At 61.1% G+C, this 19,298-nt stretch carries 16 protein-coding genes and 1 pseudogene; 14 read left to right on the top strand and 3 right to left on the bottom strand.

The window, feature by feature from the left end:
- Positions 1 to 49 precede the first annotated feature (49 nt).
- The 10 genes from aglF to EGH23_RS23745 all read left to right on the top strand — a co-directional run bounded on the left by aglF (position 50) and on the right by EGH23_RS23745 (position 12,678).
- A complete protein-coding gene (aglF, locus tag EGH23_RS23785) occupies positions 50 to 808 on the top strand; it encodes a UTP--glucose-1-phosphate uridylyltransferase AglF (RefSeq protein WP_220582471.1) in 759 nt (252 codons plus the stop codon).
- A gap of 231 nt (positions 809 to 1,039) precedes the next feature.
- The gene (locus EGH23_RS23780; RefSeq protein ID WP_220582470.1) at positions 1,040 to 2,566 is read left to right on the top strand and encodes an aldehyde dehydrogenase family protein; all 1,527 of its coding nucleotides are present in this window, start codon (positions 1,040 to 1,042) and stop codon (positions 2,564 to 2,566) included.
- Between the two features lies 1 nt (position 2,567).
- Positions 2,568 to 2,756: a hypothetical protein gene (locus tag EGH23_RS26655; RefSeq protein ID WP_236045048.1), complete on the top strand. Its 189-nt coding sequence runs from the start codon at positions 2,568 to 2,570 to the stop codon at positions 2,754 to 2,756.
- 21 nt (positions 2,757 to 2,777) lie between these two features.
- Complete coding sequence (locus tag EGH23_RS26650) at positions 2,778 to 2,951, top strand: hypothetical protein (protein WP_236045047.1); 174 nt, start codon at positions 2,778 to 2,780, stop codon at positions 2,949 to 2,951.
- Positions 2,952 to 3,167: 216 nt separating this feature from the next.
- Complete coding sequence (locus EGH23_RS23770) at positions 3,168 to 4,979, top strand: asparagine synthase-related protein (protein WP_220582469.1); 1,812 nt, start codon at positions 3,168 to 3,170, stop codon at positions 4,977 to 4,979.
- A gap of 734 nt (positions 4,980 to 5,713) precedes the next feature.
- Positions 5,714 to 6,280, top strand: coding sequence for a metal-dependent hydrolase (locus EGH23_RS23765; RefSeq protein ID WP_220582468.1), 567 nt, complete (start codon positions 5,714 to 5,716; stop codon positions 6,278 to 6,280).
- A 110-nt stretch (positions 6,281 to 6,390) separates the two neighbouring features.
- Positions 6,391 to 8,748, top strand: a complete 2,358-nt coding sequence (locus EGH23_RS23760) for an STT3 domain-containing protein (RefSeq protein ID WP_220582467.1) — start codon at positions 6,391 to 6,393, stop codon at positions 8,746 to 8,748.
- Positions 8,749 to 8,839: 91 nt separating this feature from the next.
- On the top strand, positions 8,840 to 10,249 hold the full coding sequence (locus EGH23_RS23755; protein ID WP_220582482.1) for a sugar transferase: 1,410 nt from the start codon (positions 8,840 to 8,842) through the stop codon (positions 10,247 to 10,249).
- Positions 10,250 to 11,067: 818 nt separating this feature from the next.
- Positions 11,068 to 12,165: a DUF4330 domain-containing protein gene (locus EGH23_RS23750; protein ID WP_220582466.1), complete on the top strand. Its 1,098-nt coding sequence runs from the start codon at positions 11,068 to 11,070 to the stop codon at positions 12,163 to 12,165.
- A gap of 69 nt (positions 12,166 to 12,234) precedes the next feature.
- Positions 12,235 to 12,678, top strand: a complete 444-nt coding sequence (locus EGH23_RS23745; protein WP_220582465.1) for a hypothetical protein — start codon at positions 12,235 to 12,237, stop codon at positions 12,676 to 12,678.
- A gap of 7 nt (positions 12,679 to 12,685) precedes the next feature.
- On the opposite strand, the gene glmS is transcribed toward EGH23_RS23745, so the two are convergent.
- Together glmS and glmU are read right to left on the bottom strand one after the other, a co-directional pair.
- Complete coding sequence (gene glmS / locus EGH23_RS23740) at positions 12,686 to 14,476, bottom strand: glutamine--fructose-6-phosphate transaminase (isomerizing) (protein WP_220582464.1); 1,791 nt, start codon at positions 14,474 to 14,476, stop codon at positions 12,686 to 12,688.
- On the bottom strand, positions 14,476 to 15,666 hold the full coding sequence (gene glmU / locus EGH23_RS23735; protein ID WP_220582463.1) for a bifunctional sugar-1-phosphate nucleotidylyltransferase/acetyltransferase: 1,191 nt from the start codon (positions 15,664 to 15,666) through the stop codon (positions 14,476 to 14,478). Before glmU ends, glmS begins: the two co-directional genes overlap by 1 nt.
- A 304-nt stretch (positions 15,667 to 15,970) precedes the next feature.
- Between glmU and EGH23_RS23730 the strand changes: the two genes are divergently transcribed.
- Both EGH23_RS23730 and EGH23_RS23725 read left to right on the top strand, forming a co-directional pair.
- On the top strand, positions 15,971 to 16,198 hold the full coding sequence (locus tag EGH23_RS23730) for a DUF7557 family protein (protein WP_220582462.1): 228 nt from the start codon (positions 15,971 to 15,973) through the stop codon (positions 16,196 to 16,198).
- Positions 16,199 to 16,769: 571 nt separating this feature from the next.
- The gene (locus EGH23_RS23725; protein ID WP_328766979.1) at positions 16,770 to 16,979 is read left to right on the top strand and encodes a type II toxin-antitoxin system VapC family toxin; all 210 of its coding nucleotides are present in this window, start codon (positions 16,770 to 16,772) and stop codon (positions 16,977 to 16,979) included.
- A 292-nt stretch (positions 16,980 to 17,271) separates the two neighbouring features.
- Here EGH23_RS23725 and EGH23_RS23720 read toward each other — a convergent pair whose 3' ends face one another.
- The gene (locus tag EGH23_RS23720; protein ID WP_220582461.1) at positions 17,272 to 18,132 is read right to left on the bottom strand and encodes a CheF family chemotaxis protein; all 861 of its coding nucleotides are present in this window, start codon (positions 18,130 to 18,132) and stop codon (positions 17,272 to 17,274) included.
- 167 nt (positions 18,133 to 18,299) lie between these two features.
- Between EGH23_RS23720 and EGH23_RS23715 the strand changes: the two genes are divergently transcribed.
- Positions 18,300 to 18,668 (top strand): helix-turn-helix domain-containing protein, encoded by a 369-nt coding sequence (locus EGH23_RS23715; RefSeq protein ID WP_220582460.1) that lies wholly within the window; start codon positions 18,300 to 18,302, stop codon positions 18,666 to 18,668.
- A 323-nt stretch (positions 18,669 to 18,991) separates the two neighbouring features.
- Positions 18,992 to 19,298, top strand: a pseudogene (locus EGH23_RS23710) (RNA-guided endonuclease TnpB family protein); the annotation flags it as partial.

The raw sequence follows: 19,298 nt of genomic DNA, 5'->3' as shown, positions 1-19,298 counted from the left end.
ATTCGATATTTCGACAAGAGTTTTACCGGTCGGCCGACCAAGGCGGGACATGAAAGCTGTCGTACTCGCCGCCGGTGAGGGGACGCGCCTCCGCCCGCTCACCGAGGACAAACCGAAGGGAATGGTCGAAGTCGCCGGGAAGCCCATCCTCACACATTGTTTCGAGCAGCTGATCGAGCTCGGTGCCGACGAACTGCTCGTCGTCGTCGGCTACAAGAAACAAGCGATCATCAACCACTACGAAGATACCTTCGACGGCGTCCCGATTACCTACGCCCACCAGCGCGAGCAGAAAGGGCTGGCCCACGCCCTCCTGACCGTCGAGGGACACATCGACGACGACTTCATGCTGATGCTCGGGGACAACATCTTCAACGCGAACCTCAGCGACGTCGTCAACCGTCAACAAGAGGACCGGGCCGACGCCGCCTTCCTCGTCGAGGAGGTGCCCTGGGACGAGGCGAGTCGCTACGGCGTCTGTGACACCAACAAGTACGGCGAAATCACGGAGGTCGTCGAGAAACCCGACGACCCGCCCTCTAATCTGGTGATGACCGGCTTTTACACGTTCACGCCCGCTATCTTCCACGCCTGTCACCTCGTCCAGCCGTCGAACCGCGACGAGTACGAGATTAGCGACGCCGTCGACCTCCTGCTTCATTCGGGCCGGACCATCGACGCCATCCGGATGGACGGCTGGCGAAACGATATCGGTTACCCGGAGGACCGCGACGAAGCCGAAAAGCGACTGCAGGGCGAGGTCGACCCTGAGATGGCTGCCGACGCTATCGCCTCCGAGAGCGAGTAGTCGAACGGTCTCGATTCTTTCTCGACGAGTTCGGCAGCACGTCACGGATCGGGTCCTCGGTGAGACACGACACTTTTGGGTCGAGCACAGCGGCGCTCTCGACGAACCGATCACCGTGCGGGCCGTATTCAGCCGCATCCGTCCCTATAGCGGGTAATCCGCTGTCTATCATCGCCTGGCAGACCTTCGCATGAAAACGACTAAACACACATAGTCGGTAGTAGATAGTGCATGTCAACTGATAGCGAACAGCAAGACTCGGCGGAACGGAAATCGGCGATCAAGAAGCGCCATGAGCAGGCAGCGGACGAGGTGCTCCCGGACCACCGGCAGCTATTCATCGGCGGCGAGTGGGTCCCGAGTGCCTCCGGCGAGACGTTCGAGACGACCAACCCGACGACAGGCGAAACACTCGCCGAGGTACAGGCCGGTAGCGCCGAGGACATCGACCGAGCCGTCGAGGCCGCGTGGGAGGCCTATGACGAGACGTACGGCGGAATGTCGACGGCCGAGCGGCAGTCGGTGCTCGACTCTATCGCCGATGCCGTCGAGGACCACAAAGAGGAGTTCGCGCGCCTCGAGAGCCTGGACAACGGCAAACCCATCACCGAGGCGCGTATCGACATGGACCTCGTCGTCGACCACTTCCGATACTTCGGCGGCATTGCTCGCGCCCACGAAGGAAAGACCGTCGAGACGGACGACAGTAGACACGTCCAGACCCTCCGGGAACCGTATGGCGTCGTCGGGCAGATCATCCCCTGGAACTTCCCGCTACTGATGGCGGCCTGGAAGCTCGGCCCCGCGCTGGCGGCCGGGAACACCGTCGTGCTCAAACCCGCCGAGGAGACCCCGATGTCCATTCTGAAACTGATGGAAGTCACTGAGGACGTAATTCCAGATGGCGTGGTGAACGTCGTCACCGGGTTCGGCGCGGAGGCGGGCGCGCCCCTCTCCGAGCACTCGGACATCCGGAAACTCGCCTTCACCGGGTCAACGGAAGTCGGTCGGGAGGTGATGAAAAGCGCCGCGGACAGCATCACCGACCTCACCCTGGAACTAGGCGGGAAGAGCCCGCTGGTGGTCTTCCCGGACGCCGACCTCGAACAGGCCGTTGAGACGACCCTCACGGCCATTTTCTTCAACACCGGGGAGTGTTGCTGTGCCGGCTCGCGACTGTTCGTCCACGAAGACGTGAAAGACGAGTTCCTGGACGAACTGGCGGCCGCGGCGGAGGAGTTGACCGTCGACGACCCGCTGTTGGAGTCGACGGACCTCGGACCGAAGGTGACAGCTGAACAGGTCGAACGGACGATGAGCTACATCCAAGAGGCCGAGGAATCCGGAGCGGCGTTCGTCACCGGCGGGAGCCAACCGGACGACGAAGCCCTCTCGGACGGCTGTTTCGTCGCACCGACGCTCATCGATAACATCGATCACGACAACAAGGCGGTTCAGGAGGAGATCTTCGGGCCGGTTCAAGAGGTGTTCACCTGGAGCGACTACGACGAGATGATCGAACTGGCCAACGACGTGGACTACGGGCTCGCGGCGGGTGTGATCACCGAAGACCTGGCGAAAGCCCACCAGTGCGTCAAGGACATCGAGGCCGGCAACATCTGGGTCAACACCTACAACGACTTCCCGGCGGGCCAGCCCTTCGGCGGGTACAAGCAGTCCGGCATGGGCCGGGAAACCGCACAGGAAGCCGTTGAACACTACACCCAGACGAAGACTGCCAACATCTCACTGGACTAGCGTGACCGTCCCCTTCCCGGAACTCCCCGCGGGTCGAATCCGGTCCGGGTACGTCTCGGTCGCGCCCGATGGGACGGCCTACGTCGTCCCTTCAGGGATGCACGAGCGACTGCGGGACGCGGTCGTGTCGGACACGGGCGAACGAGAACGAGCAGGCGACCCGAAAGTCGACCTCGCGCTCGCCGGGTAGGCCTCGCTGCAGAACGACGGGATGACCGACCGCGTGAACGTCGACGCCCCTGACGGGTTCGCGAACGCGACTATCGTTAGGCGGTTCGCTCGCTCGCACGACGCCGGGTCGATCATCGTGGCTCACCACCCGAGCGGTGACGTGAGCCGATGGACTGATCCCGCTGCCGTCACGCTGCCCGATACGTCGAAGTAGCCGTTCCGAACTGTCGGCTAGCGTGGACACCTCCCACCGTCCGTTGGGGTGGGAACTACATGTGGTAAGTATCGTTCCGCTTTACTTTCGGACGTGGCCTCTGAGCGGGCATCGGCCATAAAAATGGGAAGTAAACGCCGTCTTCGAATCGCAATGAGCGATTGAAGTTATCGTATTAGGAAACTACTCATTATACAGTATCACGCTAACCCAAACATGCCTGGGATTACCGTATCCGCAGGGGAAGAGATCCCAAGTGGCGAGGAGCTGAAGGCGGCCCATCGCTCGGGACTGTACGACGACCGATACGCGTTCGAGTCCCGCGACGCGCCGAGCGTGCGTCTCACGACGGCGCTCTATCCGGAGTATCCGTTCGAGCGGTATCGCTTCGGCGACGTGACGGTCTACGTCGAGGGCGTCGTATACAACCGAGAGACGCAGACGCTCAAATACGAACTCGAACAGCGGGTCAGCCAGCGAGAGAAGTCACTGACCGACCCGGAGTGGCTTCGCTCGCTCGACGGCGAGTTCGTCTTTTACGCATACGACGCCGCGGCGGCCGAAATGGAGATCGTCCCGGATCTACTCGGTCAGCTCCCGCTGTTCTACGCGACGAACACGGAGTATGCGTTGATCGGCCGTAACAAGCCGGTTCTGGCTCGCCTCAGCGGCTGTGACACTTTCGATCAGATGGCTGTCGCCCAGTACCTCCGACTCGGATACGCGCTCACAGACAGGACGCTCTATACCGATATTCGCAGGGTTCCAGAAGGCCATCACGTGCAAGTCGATACGGAGACGGGTGACCTCGACGTACACCAACACCATGAGTTCAACCTAGAGGGCGAGCCAAACAGCTCTAACACTGTCAAAGTGAACGCCCGTGAGCTGTCGACTCGGTTCACCGACGCTTGCCGATGCCGCGCCGAAAGCTGTCCCGGGGCGAACGTCGTCCTGCTGAGCGGCGGGCTGGACTCTCGGGCGATCCTCGGCGGGTTCGAGCAGTGCAACGCCGACTACAGCGCGGCGACGCGAAACTTCGAACACGATTCGCAGGCCGATATCGACCTCGCCGGCGAGCTGGCGACGGCCGTCGAGTCGAACTGGCGGCTCCTCTCGACTCCCGGACCGACCGGTGCCGACCTCATCGACCACCTCGACATGACGGCCGGCACCGATCCCTTCGGCATCGCGCACATGCAGCCGTTTCTCCGCCGCGTGAGAGAGACGACCGATGGGCCACTCTGGTCGTACACGGGCGACGGCGGAGACAAGCTCATTCCGAACCTCTCGCCCGTGATCGACCTGAACTCGACGGCGGACCTCGTCGGATACATCCTCGACTCGGAGGAGAAATTCAGTGCGGAGGACGTCAAGCGGATGACCGGTGTCGACGAAGCTGCGATTCGCGCGGAGATCCGAGAGACAATCAGCGAGTACCCGGAGGCGTCGCTCTCGAAGAAGTTCGTCCACTTCGAACTGTTCCAGCGGGCGTTCGCGTGGCTGTTCGAAGCCACGGATACGAACCGGAATCACTTCTGGACGACGTCTCCCTTCTACGCGATCGACTTCGTCGAATACGCGATGGACTGTCCCGACGACCAAAAGCGCAGATATCGCCTCTACAGTGCGTTTCTGAAGAATCTCGATTCGGAGCTGGCGTCGGTCCCGAACGCGAACTTCGGTGCCCCGCCGGCGAGTCGGTCCCACGAAGCACGGGTGGGGCTCTACAACGTCCTGCAACGCTACCCCGGCTTCTTCGAGACCGTTAAGCCGACTATCAAACGCGTCCTCGGGCTCAGTGGCACCACCAATCCTGACCCGTCTATTCTCACCTGCTTGCGAAAACAGAATACCCGGAACTCACAGCACGTCGTCGATCCACAGGGCATCGAACGAACCGTCCTCGCGAGCCCGGAATCCTACACACGGGGAGACCTCTGTCACGTACTGACGCTCATGTCGCTCATCGACAGTCATCGGGACGAGCCCGTGTTATCCGAGTACGGGACTAAGGAGTTTACCTGAATCCGCCCGCGATGAACTGCACCCGTCTACTCACCGCCTTCGGCGGCTCCTTGAGGCAAGACGTCCTGCTTCATCGACTGGTATCGGGCGAATCGAGGTGGTACGAGCCGCTGGTGCGACGGTCGTAGATACTGCTGAACTCCCGTTAGCTGATTCACCAACAGAACAGATGCACTGCACATCGATTGAGAGCGGAAAAACGCCTCAGTAGTAATCTCGCAGTAGGCTCGGTCAATACAGAGAGTTCACTTCGTCTGTTTCGTATGCTATATTACTGTTGAGAATATATACTCTTTTCGACCACTATTGGCCACCTTTTTCGATAGAACGTGAGAGAGCACACGAAATCTACTCTCTTTTTAGCTTAGTTGGATACACTAGAGTGTCGAGCTCGAAGCAACACTCAGTATCGATACTTCGATACGAGTTGGATGATACAGAGTTAGTACCAATCATTCCATATCCAAATCAGGCCTTTGATCGGTTTTGCAGTGCATGCGACCGCCGAAAAGCTCACGAAATCTACTCTCACTCAGCCCCGACCGCTGTCGAAGTCATCATTCGAAATAAGGTCATTAACAAGACGCCCCATTAGCCTACGAAGTCTCATGGCAGCGGCACAACATTCGGGAGGACAGCACGCTTGACCGACTACTTCTAAACGTGACATCCTCTCGAATGCCTATCGACTGAAAGCGGTAGCGTCAACACGCCGTCGGTTCTACCGAACTATAATGTGGCCCTGGGGACACGCCGCGCTGGGCTATCTCTGCTACACGTTCGGTATCCGTGCACAGGGGAAGACACCGGCCGGACTGCCCGTCATTGCCCTCGCCATCGGGACGCAGTTTCCGGACCTCGTCGATAAGCCGTTGGGCTGGACGCTTGGCGTGCTTCCGGGCGGGCGTTCCCTGGCGCACTCGCTACTGACGTTGGCCGTCGTCGCCCTCGTCGTGGGCTATGTTGCTCGCCGGTACCATCGTAGCGACGTCGGTGTGGCGTTTCTCGTCGGCTATCTCATCCATGTCCTCTCAGATGGTCTCTATTCGGCCATCGAGGGCGCGTACGGCAACCTCACGTACCTGCTGTGGCCGGTGTTTCCCATGCCCGAACCCGAGATCGCACAGACCTTCTGGGCGCACTTCGCACAGGCCTCGCTGGACTCATACATGGCGCTCGAACTGGGACTGGTTTCACTCTCCGTCGTCGGCTGGTGGGTGGACGGCCGCCCCGGACTCGGTGTCCTCCGCTCGACCGGCGAACGGTGGCTGTCGCGGGTGGCCAACGCCGGGGAGCAGTGAGCGACGGCACATCTTCGTATCTAACGGCAGCCGGTAGAGACACGTCTCGATAATCCCACGTCGTCTGTCGTCCCGATGGATTTATTCCGGTTACAGGAAAGGTCGGAGATATGAGCGACGACGGGGGAGCTGTGACGGTGTTGGAGGACCGCCCCGAGTTGGCCGCTGCGACCGAGGACGTCCTCGCCGTCGATGCCAGACAGGAGACGTGGACCTTCGACAACGTTCCCGTCGACTCCGGGATGTTCGGTGAACTCGTATCGAGTGGCATCGTCGAGAAAGCCGACGACGGGAACTACCGAGTCGCGAACCCCGATACAGTACGAGCGGCACTTGGTGAGGACCCGACTACTGACGAGTCGAGTTCCTTCGAGACACCCGACTTTTCGAACGTCTTCGAGAACATCTCTATCGAACCGCGGGTCATCGCGATGCTCGCGGGTGCCCTGGCAGCCCTCCTCGCAGCGAGAGCGTACGTTGTCGGAGCTATCTACCGTGGCGGCGACATCGTGCTCTCGGGGAATGACCCGTACTACTACCGATACTGGGTGGAACAGATCGCCGCCGAAGCCGGCGGACGGCTCGATTTCGCCTCGCTCGCGGTCCTCCCCGACGCGGTGACCAAAGGCGAACCGCTGATGGTCGCGACGCTGTGGTGGATTGCGGAACTGTTCGGCGGCGGCGACCGCGTCATCGGACACGTCCTCGCCTGGTACCCGGTGCTCTCCGCACTCGTTTCGGGCGTGCTGGTCTATCTGCTCGCGGTCAGAGTCACGAACGACCGACGCGTTGGACTAGCGTCGGTCCTCTTTCTCGCGTTCCTGCCGGGCCACGCCTTCCGGACGAGTCTCGGTTTCGCCGATCACCACGCGTTCGACTACCCGTGGTTAGGGCTGACTGCGCTCGCCCTCCTCGTCGTGCTAACTGTCGACCTCAACGAAGAACGGACGTGGTCCTATCGACCGACGACGTGGATCGCGGCAGGAGGGCTCGGCCTTGGTATCGCCGGGCAGGTCCTTTCGTGGGAAGCGGGACCGCTGCTCATCGTTCCCGTCGGTCTAGCTGTGGCGGCAGCGACGGTACTCGACCTTCATGTAGGTCGAACGCCGAGTTTGCGGTACGTCCCGGTGCTTCTGGGAACCGGGCTCGGTGCACTGCTCACGTGGGGCGTTCACGCGGCTGCAAACTGGCATACGACGCTCGTCGCCAGTGCACCGATACTGTTGTTCATTGGCGTCACTGGTGTCGTCCTGTTGGCGGTACTCGTCGACCGAGTTGGTGGAACTGCAATGCATCTGGTAGCCGTCGACGCTGTCGTCGGTATCGGCGGGTTGTTACTCGTTCGCAGTCTCTTCTCAGAGCAGTGGGCGGAGTCCATCGGTCGACTTGATACTCTGTTTCGCTCCGACGCTATCGCCGAAGTGTACGGGCTCTTCAGCACCGAATCGTTCGGTTTCCTGTTTCTCCTTGGTTTTACGCTCATTCTCGCTCTCCCAGTGATGGTGTGGTGTGTGCGATTGGCGGCAACCGATAATCCGGGCTGGGCCGTCCTCGGAACCTACGGGTGGTACTTCCTCGCACTGGCGACGATACAGGTCCGCTTCGTCGGCGAGCTCGGGACGTTTATCGCGATCTTCGCGGGCTACGCGTTCGTATCGCTCGCTGCTCATATCGACCTTGCGCGTCCAATCGCGAGGACCAGCGAATCGGTGCGAAGCGTGAGGATTCCAGACCGGAAGACGATCGGGCTGCTCTTCGCCCTCTTTCTGCTCGTCGGCAGCTTCGGGGCGCTGCAGGTCCCCATCAAGACGAGTCAGGTCGTCATCGACGACGGGACGTACGAGACAGCGACCGCGCTCGACGCGAACGCCGCCGCACACGAACTGGAGTATCCCGAGAACTATGTCTTCAGCCGGTGGGGGCAGAATCGCGTCTACAACTACTTCGTCAACGGTGAGGCGCGCAGTTATGCGTATGCACGGAGCAACTACGCCGATTTCGCCACGTCGACGAATCCGGGGGAGTGGTATAATCGTCTCAGCGACCGCGCTGGCTATGTAGTCGTACAGAGCGATACGCCAGTCAACGCCTCGCGGGCGACCCACACGCGGCTGTACGAATCGTACGGTTCGCGGACTGAGCGGGCACCGGGCGTCGCCCACTACCGACCCGTGTTCGCGACCGCAGACGGTCGCTACAAGGCGTTCGCGCTCGTTCCGGGCGGAACCATCGAAGGGGCGGCCGCGCCGAACGCGACGGTGACGGTTTCGACTACGCTCTCCGTCTCGAATCAGACAGTCGAATACCGGCGACGAACCACAGCGGGTTCGAGCGGTGCGTTCTCTGTGACTGTCGCCAATCCGGGGACATACACGGTGACTGTTGAGAACGAGACGAGAGAAGTCGTCGTTCCGGAGCGAGTCATCACCGAAGGCGGAAACGTCACTGTCGGCAACGAAACAGGGTGAATGAGAGTCGGTATGTCCTGCTTACTTTCGAACTGGTCTCCATTCCTGAAGGACGCAGGACTTATTTTACTCCTCTCGAATCAACTTGATGATGGATAGCGGATGGCGGTATCGGGTGGCCAGCGTGACGGGCGTCGTCGTCCTCACAGCGCTCGCTGTCACGCTCGTGAACAACGCGACCGTCCAGTCGGTCGCGACGATGGTTCCCCTGCTCGATCGACTGTCGCCGGATCCACCGGTGGGTCCGGAGTTCGCCTTCGAACTGCTGATAGCCGTTGGAGTGTTCGCAGGAGCGTTCCTCCCGCTCTACAAACCCCGGCCGCGGCGGATTCTCGACACTATCTCGCTCGCGCAAAAGCGGGTGCTCGTCGCGGTGTTCGCGCTCGCAACGATCGGCTACTTCGATTACAGCTACCAGCTCCCGCGGTTGACGGTGCTGCTGATGACGCCGCTGTTACTGGTGGTACTTCCGGCATGGTTCGTCTGGATTCGCCAGCGGCCCTCGTCGAAGGGCGAGCGCACGCTCGTCGTCGGCGACAACCTGGAGACGATCGACGCGGTAGCCCGCGAAGTCGACGGGCTGTTGCTCGGGTATCTCTGCCCGACGAGTGCAGTTGCCGCGCCGATTGGCGTTTCTGGGCTGGCTACCGACGGCGGCGAGTCGATCGGAATGGAGCGTCTCGGCGGACTCTCGCGTATCGAAGACGTGCTCGTCGAGTACGACGTGGGGACCGTTGTGCTGGCGTTCGGTCACGCCGACCGCGCGGAGTTCTTCGGGGCATTGGATGCTTGCTACGAGCATGGTGTCAACGCGAAGGTCCACCGAGACCACACTGACTCTGTGTTGGTCGCGGAGGGACAGGTCGGGCCGCTCGTCGACGTCGAGATCGAACCGTGGGACGTGCAAGACTATCTGCTGAAGCGAGTGTTCGACGTGGTTTTCGCCGTCGTCGGCCTGGTGGTTCTTTCACCGGTTATTCTGGGAATTACCGCGGCGATCAAACTCGACGATGGTGGGTCCGTGCTATACCAGCAGGAACGAACTGCGGTATTTGGAGAGACGTTCGACGTCTACAAGTTCCGGTCGATGATTGAGAACGCTGAGGACGCCACAGGTGCAAAAATCAGTGAAGAAGATGCTGGTGGCGTGGACTCTCGGGTGACCGATGTTGGGAGAGTGCTACGCCAGACGCATTTAGACGAGATTCCGCAACTCTGGTCCGTGATCAGAGGCGATATGAGCGTCGTCGGTCCACGACCGGAACGGCCCAAGCTCGATTCCGATATTCAAGTCGGTGTTGTAGACTGGCAAAAGCGATGGTTTGTGAAACCGGGGCTAACTGGTCTCGCGCAAGTGAACAGCGTGACCGGACACGAACCCAACGAGAAAATACGGTGGGATTTGGAATACGTACGCGATCAGTCGTTCAGATATGATCTAAAATTGGTTATCAGACAGATTTGGAAGGTGGGTGTGGATGTTTATGTGACGCTGCAGTAGTGGAGAGATGCTGACAATGATGAACACAGGAAGCAATCTTCAATCAATGGCCTTCTATATTGGAGTTCCAAAGATGCACCAGATGTTTGGCGATTAAGTAGAACAAGTATAGAACAATAGTTCGCTTGAACTGGCACTCTAATTTCTCTATTTCGCTGATGATCGGTGACCCAGAGTTCGATGTAGACTCTTGCTCCAGACTGACCTTAACTTTGACCGGGGGTTTAGTTACAGTATGTCAAGCAACTCTGAGGCTCAGTCAGAAGAGGGTGATCAGGGAAACCAGCCGGAACTCATGGACTTCGTTGAGAGGACTTGCCCAGTCTGTGGTCGTGTATACGAAAAGAACCGGGCCGCATGCCACCCATCTCATATTGTCAAGTTCGAACGTCGGCTCGCTACCCAGAACTGGTTACTTACTGCACAGCGACCACCCGAGACGCCAGTGGGTCAGTCCCCCATCGTCGGAAGTGACTGCATCTCGTTCGAAGCCACGTATTTGGCTATCAGGTCACTCATTCAATCTGAATCGGACCAGTTCAACGCATACGTCTCGGATACACCATACCAGATTCAGGGGCAGAAGTGGATCGCATCGGTTTACCGTCAGTACCTGTCCGAGACAGATAAGTTAGTTTCGAGAATGTTAACAGGCACTCAGGCTAGCAAGAATCGAATTGCACAAAGAGATGCCAAAGTCACTCCAGCGAAAGTGTCGCGCACGTAGTGTTCCATCCTACGTGTCAAACGAGTCTTAACCGAAATTGTTTACTCTGAACCCTTCCCCCACAGTGTATGTCCCCCGAGCGTGATTCCATATGCCATTCTTAGACGATGATGGCAATCTCTTCGGACTCGTCAACGTCGTCGACGCACTCGTCGTTCTCCTTGTCCTCGCAGTCGCAATCGCGGGGGCAGCCTTGGTCTTCCAGCCAGAACCGGAACCAGACTCACCAGACTACGCCACGACCAACGCCACTCTGGACCTCGGTACGCAACCCGCGTCAATCGTCGCTGCGATCAACGAGGGCGACACCTACAATGCCAGTAGTACCTCCCAGCTAACCATCACCGACGTTTACCTCACCCCACAAGGTGCCGAGACACACGTCGTCCTCCGGGTCCAACTCAGAGGCACACCCACCGGAGACAGTCTCACCTACGCCGATGCGCCTCCACGCATCGGCCGTTTACTCGATATCACTACCAACCGGTACCAGGTGAACGGCAACATCCGTTCAGTCGGCGGCGACAACGCCCTCGATACGGAGACCACCACTGTCGTCCTCCGGGATATGATGGCCACGGCTGACGCCGAAGCGGTCGCGCCGGGCGACGAGATCCGAATCACGGGACGCACCGTCGCCACTATCGAGAACGTCACCACCTACGCGACGAACGACCCTGCACAGCGCCGGGTCTTCGTCGAGGCCGACCTCCAGACCTACCAGCAGTTGGGCGACCGTCGCTTCGGGGGAACGCAGGTCCGTCGGGGTCAGTCTATCACGCTCCCCGCAGAGCAGTACGTAATCGACGGGAAAATCGAACAGATCGGGAGCGGTATCGACGGGACGACGGCGAATCGTACCGTCACGCTCCGCATGAACGACGTTCGAGAAGACATGGCCGAGGCGTTCGAGCCGGGGATGACCGAGCGAACCGGCGGCAAGACTGTTGCTCGCGTCACGAACGTCAGCGTCGAACCCTCGCTCATGATCACGACCGGTCAGAACGGCTCCGTGAACGTCGTCGAACATCCCCTCAACCGCGAGGTTACGCTCACGACCGAACTCCGCGTTCGCGAGACGGCGAGCGGCGTCCAGTTCAAGGGCCAGCCCATCCGACAGGGATCGAGCGTCGTCCTCGATCTCGGGACCATCACAGTCGAAGCGCAAGTCGTCAGTATAGGTTCATAGGTAAAAGAGAGATGCTGAGTACGTGACCGAAACCCACATACGGCGAGGGTCGAAGGAGTCACCAATTGGATGACGGCTGAAGATTCGGGGTCGACGAGTGGGCTCGACGCGGTGACCGAGAGAGCGAGCCGAGCAGTCGAGCGCTCGTCTATCGTCGGTACCGTCAACGCGGCAGCCGAACGAATGGGCGACATCATCCGCAGTTCCTATCTCTACCGCTGGCTCACCAAAGAACCCGAACCCGATGTCATCGTCATCGACCTCAGAGAGACCTATACAGTCGGACCGATCATCGCTGTCTTGGATCGAGTCATCTCAACTGGCGAACGAGCCTGGCAGCATTCCCGTATCGGTTCCATCGTTGATCGGGCGACCGACCGTCTCAACGAAACCGTCCTCGACCCGCTCTCAGAAACCAGGGGCTACGAAGTAGCCGTCTCTCTTCTGACGCCACCGGAACTCCCGGAAGAAAACCGGACGGAAGACACGCCCTCGGACGAGAAAGACCGGTAAAGCCGAGCTACTCCACGGTCACACTTTTAGCCAGGTTCCGCGGCTTGTCGATGTTCCGCCCCAGTAGCGACGCGACGTGATAGGACACCAACTGCAGGTGCGTGTTCGCTAGTACCGCAGCGGCGCGCGGATGCGTCTCCGGCAACTCCAAGACGTGGTCGGCGTACCGTTCAACCTCCGACTGGCCGTCGGTAATCGCCACCACGGGAGCGTCCCGTGCCTCCACCTCTTTGACGTTACCCAGAGTCTTCCGAGCTTGCTCCCCATCGCCCGTAACGACCGCGAACACGGGCGTGTTCTGAGTCACCAGCGCCAGCGGGCCGTGTTTCAGTTCGCCGGAGGCGAAGCCCTCGGCGTGTTTGTACGTGATCTCCTTCATCTTCAGCGCGCCCTCTAGTGCGACAGGGAACTGATAGCCCCGGCCGATGAAGAAGTAGGCGTCCGAGTTCTCGTACGTCTCGGCCACCTCCTCGGCGTTGGATTCGTCGAGGATGCGCTGGACGTTGCCGGGGAGTTCCCGGAGTGCGGTGATGGTCTCGCGCGTTTCCTGGGTGTTGGTCATCCCCAGCGCCAGCAGGTTCAGCGCCGTCAGCTGCGAGGAGAAGGTCTTGGTGGCGGCGACGCCGATCTCCGGGCCGGCGCGGATGTAGAAGGCGTGGTCGCACTCGCGGGCGGCCGTCGATCCGACGACGTTCGTGACGGCCATCGTCCGCGCGCCGCGCTTACGGGCGGCCCGCAGCGCAGACAGCGTGTCGGCCGTCTCGCCGCTCTGAGTGACCCCCACCACCAAGGCTTCGCCGGTAGGCGGAGTCGCGGTGGCGTACTCGCTCGCGAGGAACGCCTGGGCCGGGATGCCGGCGTCGCGGAACAGCTGCGCGCCGTAGAGCGCGGCGTGATAGGAGGTCCCGCAGGCGACGAACTGCACACCACTTGGGGAGAGGTCCGCGAGGTCCTCGATGTCGACGGTGCCGGCCATCTCGTCGACGCGGCCGCGGAGGCACTGTCGGAGCGCCCGTGGTTGCTCGTGTATCTCTTTGAGCATGAAGTGGTCGTAGCCGCTCTTGCCCGTCTCCTCGGGGTCCCACTGCACCGTATCCACCTCTTTCTCGACGAGGTTGCCGTCGAGGTCGGTGACGGTCCAGCCCGCGCTCTCTAAGCGCGCGAACTCACCGTCGGCCAGATAGACCACCTGGTCGGTGAAGTCGCGGAACGCGGGGACGTCGCTCGCGAGGAAGGTCGCGTCCTCGGTCAGGCCCAACACGAGCGGCGAGTCGTTGCGCGCGGCGAAGACCGCCTCGGTGCCGGCGACGACGACGGCGGCGGCGTAACTGCCCTCTAACCGAGCGAGTGCCGCCCGAACCGCGTTCTCGGGATCCCGTCCCGCCTCGAGTTCGTCCTCGACAAGATGGGGGATGACTTCGGTGTCGGTATCGGAGGTGAAGGTGTGACCGGCCGCGACGAGTTCGTCACGCAGGGTCTGGTAGTTCTCGATGATGCCGTTGTGGACGACGGCGACGTCGCCGTGACAGTCCTGATGCGGGTGGGCGTTCCCGTCGGTCGGCGGGCCGTGCGTACTCCAGCGGGTGTGACCGATGCCGACCGAGCCCGAGAGCCGCGCCGATTCGAGCGCCTTCTTCAGATCCGATATCTCACCGGACGCTTTGCAGATGTCGATGGTGTCGTCGGCCATCGCCACCCCGGCCGAATCGTAGCCGCGGTACTCCAGTTTCGAGAGGCCGTGGACCAGCGTATCGAGCGTCTCGTCGCCGCGGCCGACACAGCCGATGATGCCGCACATCAGCGGGTCACCTCCGCGCCCTCGCGAACGTTCCCACGCACCGTCACGCCGGCGTCGAGCGTGGCGTTCGGGCCGACCAGCGATCCCGGCGTGAAGCTCACGTCGCCGCGGGCGCGAGCCCGGTCGGCGATGACCGCGCCGAGCCGCTGGTCCTCGAAGATACGCGTCCCGACCTGCACGTCGGCCGGGCCGCCCGGGACGACGGTCGTCGCGCCGAGGTGGACGTCCTGTCCAGTCACGGTATCGAGCAGCGTCGATCCGGGGTCGACTCGCGTATCGGCGTCGAGGACGCTGTTCTGGACGACGCTGTTCGCGCCGACGGTGACGGTGCGACCGAGCGCAGCGTCGGGGCCGATGACGGCGTCCGGTCCGACTTCGCAGTCCGGGCCGACGACGACCGGCCCCTGCAGGACGGCCTCGTTGTGGACCCGCGCGGAATCGGCGATCCAGACCTGCTTGCGTCGCGCGCTCTCGACGACGCGACCCCGCGCCAGCACCTCGCGGGCGACGGTCAGCAGGTCCCACGGGTAGGTGGCGTCGACCCACATCCCGTCGACTTCGACGCCGCGGACGCGCTCTTCGTCGACGAGCGTCGCCAGCGTGTCCGTCAGCGCGAGTTCGCCCGCCTGCCGGGGCGTGTCCTGAATCGCGTCGAAGATGGCCTGCGAGAAGGCGTAGACGCCGCCGTTGATGAGGCGATAGTCCCCCTCGCGAGGTTTCTCGACGAGGTCGGTGATGTAGCCGTCCCGGACCTGTACGGCCCCGTAGCGGCTGGTTTCCTGCCGTTCGACCACCGACATCGTGGCGTTGCCCGATTGGGAGAACGTCTCCGCGACGGCTTCGACCGTCCCGGCGTCGATGAGCCGGTCGCCGTTCAGGACCAACGCCGGTCCGTCGACGCTGTCGCGGGCCTGCAACAGCGCGTGGCCGCTCCCGAGTTGCTTGTGCTGGATGGCGTACGTGACGGGGACGCCGCGATACGTCGGTCCGAAGTGGTCCTGTACTCGGTCGCGCTTGTAGCCGACGACGGCGATCAGTTTCTCGACGCCGGCGTCGACCAGAGCGTCGAAGACGTGCTCCAGGATGGGTCGGTTCGCTGCCGGCAACATCGGCTTTGGCCGGTTTCGCGTCAGCGGGCGGAGCCGGGTCCCCTCACCAGCGGCGAGGACCACGGCCGTGTCGATGTCCATACGCGTATCAATGCTAGTAGGGATTTGAATATGGCGGGGCTAACGGGGTCCGCGGGGATCGATACGGCGGAGATGCTCACCGGCGGGAGCGAGAGTCGCGTCGGTCGAATCGATCGGTTCGGCCCTCATCGACCGATTCGGGCGAAAACAAGGCGTAAGGCTGTTCCTACTTACAGAAAATCAGCCGAGAAGAGTCAAGAATCCCCACTGAGGGGGTGGTATCCAGATATTCGGAAATGGCGATGCGAACGACTAACTGCACGCCAGCGGAACCACTATCCGAGTCGAATACCTTGTATTCGATATGAGTTCGTCGATTCGTATATCTGACGAGACGAAAGCGAAGCTCGAAGCGATAAAGCGCGACGACGAGACGTTCGACGAGTTACTCGACCGACTGGCAGTCACCCGCACCGAGGACGACGTGAGAGAGATGGCTGGGTTCGCTGAGGAGGGCCTGAAAGACCACATGAAACAGAAGCGAAACGATCTCAACGAATCGCTCGATGAGCGGCGGTCACAGTCGGAATGATACTTCTCGACAACAACGTCTTGCGAAAGTATGCAGGACAGAATCCCGACGAAAATGTCGTCTAATATCTTGCGGCCCGTAGCAAAGAGTCGTGGGGTATCTCCGCGATCGTCCTCTACGAATTTCTCAGCTACTACGACGACCAGAACACACAGCGACGCCGAAAGATTGACCTCCTCCACGCCCTGAAGGACGTGGAATCCGACCATCGGATTTCCGCCGAACATAGCGTTCGAGGTTCCAACCCGCACTCAGAGGGAACCAGCGACACACTGGGGGAACTCTCGTTTACCTCCCTCGTAGGGCTGTGGCCCGGCCAAAGAGGCCCCATCGGAATCCGTGTCATCGCCGTGCGACCCACCGCTGGTCCGCTACCCCTTGTGGTTCGGGGACGGCATCTCACCGATTCCGTAGCACCCCATGTTACGTGGAGCCATAGAAAAACGATTTCGGTCGAAATCCTGACCGGCCACCGACGGCGGTTGCACCACCCGGCCTACCGCTCGACCTCCGCCTGAAGACGGAGGTATGCGCTATCAGTCCATATCAGTTGACCGATGCCGTAGACGACGTGATCTCGTTCGACGAGGATACCGCTGAAGAGGCCGCGAACATTGAGTCAGCTCTCAGAAGTGCTGGCACCTCACTCAAAGTCGGCGACCTTCTTATCGCGGCAACTGCCCGACAACACGGAGCAACGCTCGTAACTGCCGACAAGAAGGACTTCGATAAACAGCCGATTCACCAACTGCTCGACATCGACGTACTCGACACCGAGTGAAGTACCTCGGGGGCAAGCCCCGAGGTACTCGCCCTGCTCCGCCTGTAGACGATACATCGTTTCACGGGACCTCACTCCATTCGAGCCCGCGCTACTGCTCACGGGTCGCTGTCTCGCGGGCGGTGCCCGCTCGACTGACCGAGGCCGCTGGCGCGACCTCGCTACCGCTCACCGTTGCGCTTTGTCGAGATTCTCACTCGCTTCACTCGTTCCGAATCTCCCTATTGCTCTGCGGTTCGTTTCACTCACCGCATCGCTTTTCGAGGGCCGCTCCTTCCAGTCGCGCCCCTCCCTACTGTTCTCCCATCCTGTCCCCCGCAACCCGCCGGCCCTTCGTCGTCAGCGCCACCTCGGTCCGCTCGCGGAGGACGCTGATGACGTTGAGTTCGATGAGCCGGTCGAAGATGGCCTCGGTCTTCTCGACGTCGATGCCGACGAAGTTCGGGATGTCGAACGGCGAGACGCCCGAATGCAGCGCCATGATGACCCGTTTCTCCGTCGCCGAGAGGTCCAGGTCGGCGCGGTTCGCCTCGGCGCTGTCTTCGAGCATCGTCCGGAGGACGGTGGCCTGGAACTCCTCGCCGGCGAGGTGGGTCTCGACGCTGATGTCCGCTTCTGAGTGTTCGACCTGGATGACCGTGTGTTCCGCACCCGAGACCTCTTTCTCCTCGACGGAGAGGTCGCCGATGTCGGTGCGGTCGATATCGACGGCCTGTCCGTCGGCCAGCGCGAGCCGCACCGTCTCGTCGCTCACCTTCAGTCGGCCCTTCGTCCACTCGGCGTCCTGAACGACACCGCCTTTCAGCGCGGGGTGTTGCGCGAGGACGACCGCGCCGTCTAAGGCCGCCCGGTAGAGGTCCGTCTCGAAGGCCGGGTGGTCCGACGCCGAGACGAGAATAACGTCGTCGTCGACGTGAAAGCCGACGTACTCGGAGACGCCGGCGCTCTGTTGGTTCACGTCGAAGCGGTCGGCGAGGCGGTCGATCTCCGAGAGCGAAATCTGACGCTTGCTGTCGCCGACGAGCGCGATGCGCTCGGTCGTGAGGACGATGCGACAGTTTCGCCACTCGGCGTCGGTGAGCCGCTGGCCCTGCGAGACGGCCTGGAGGTACTGGCCCTGCGTGTCGGCTATCTTCTTCTCTGTATCGCTCATGCCCGTGTCCGGTCTTACCCATCGTTTCCGAGGCCCGCGAATATAGCTTCCGCCGCCAGTGTCGATGTTGAGAACGCGGCGGGAGGGCGGATCGCTACCGAGGAAGTAGACGCGAAAGCACGGTAGTACGTCAGTACATTCATTACGTCAATACGCGTAATACGGATATGCCGGTGAGTATCGACGATTTCGAGTCCGGAGAGCTACCGGACGGACCCAGTGTCCCCGAACAGGTCGTCACCTACCTGTACACGCACCAATCACAAGCGTTCACGCGCTCGGAGATCGCCGCGGCATTAGACGAGAATCCGAACACGGTCGGGACAGCGCTCTCACGGCTAAAAGAACGGGGGCTCGTTCGTCACAAGGGGGAGTACTGGGCCATCACAGACGAGTTAGAACGGGTCGCCGACGCGTACGACCTTCATACGATAACTCGCCGACTTGACGCCGAGGATGGCGGTATTGACCCCGACGAGTGGGACGCCGTTGCGCCGGATCAGACACACTCGAGCGAATCCGAGGCAGACCGATAGATGCGACCGGAGCGCGGGGACGTCGTCCGGAGCGCAGACCCGTTCAAACTGGGCGAGGAGAAACAGCGTCCGTGGCTCGTCGTCAACGACGGCTCGCACCCGTTTGCCGGTGAACAGTGTATTACCGTCGCTGTTTCAACGAAACGCTATCTTGAATCAGCGAGAGAATCCCGCCGTTCATGGCGGGCGTGAATCGCGTCCACTCCGATGAGAAACCGCCTTGTTACTGCTGGCCTTGAGTCTCCAATGAGGCTGACCGGGTTTTACTTTCACTGTAGTAGGCTGACGTTCAAGACAAGAGCGAACGTATGCGGGAATGGCTAATGAAGCGTACCAACATGTTCGCTGTGCGACCGCTCTCTGGTGATGGAGAGCAGGTGCTACGGGACTTGTTGGACGCTTCCGCCGCTCTCTGGAACGAGATCAATTACCAGCGCCTCATGCGCTACAACGACGAAGACGGCTTCGGGGGCGACGTGTGGGACGCCGATACAGGCCGACTCGAAGGGAAATACAAAGGCGTTCTCGGCGCGTCCACCGCCCAAACTGTACGGCGAGCAAACAGCGAAGCGTGGCGCGGGTTCTTCGAGAATAAGAAAGCGTATCACGACGAGTCAAACACGTCGGTCA

The sequence above is a fragment of the Haloarcula nitratireducens genome, from assembly GCF_019599505.1.
This window is presented reverse-complemented; position numbering and strand designations above follow the sequence as displayed.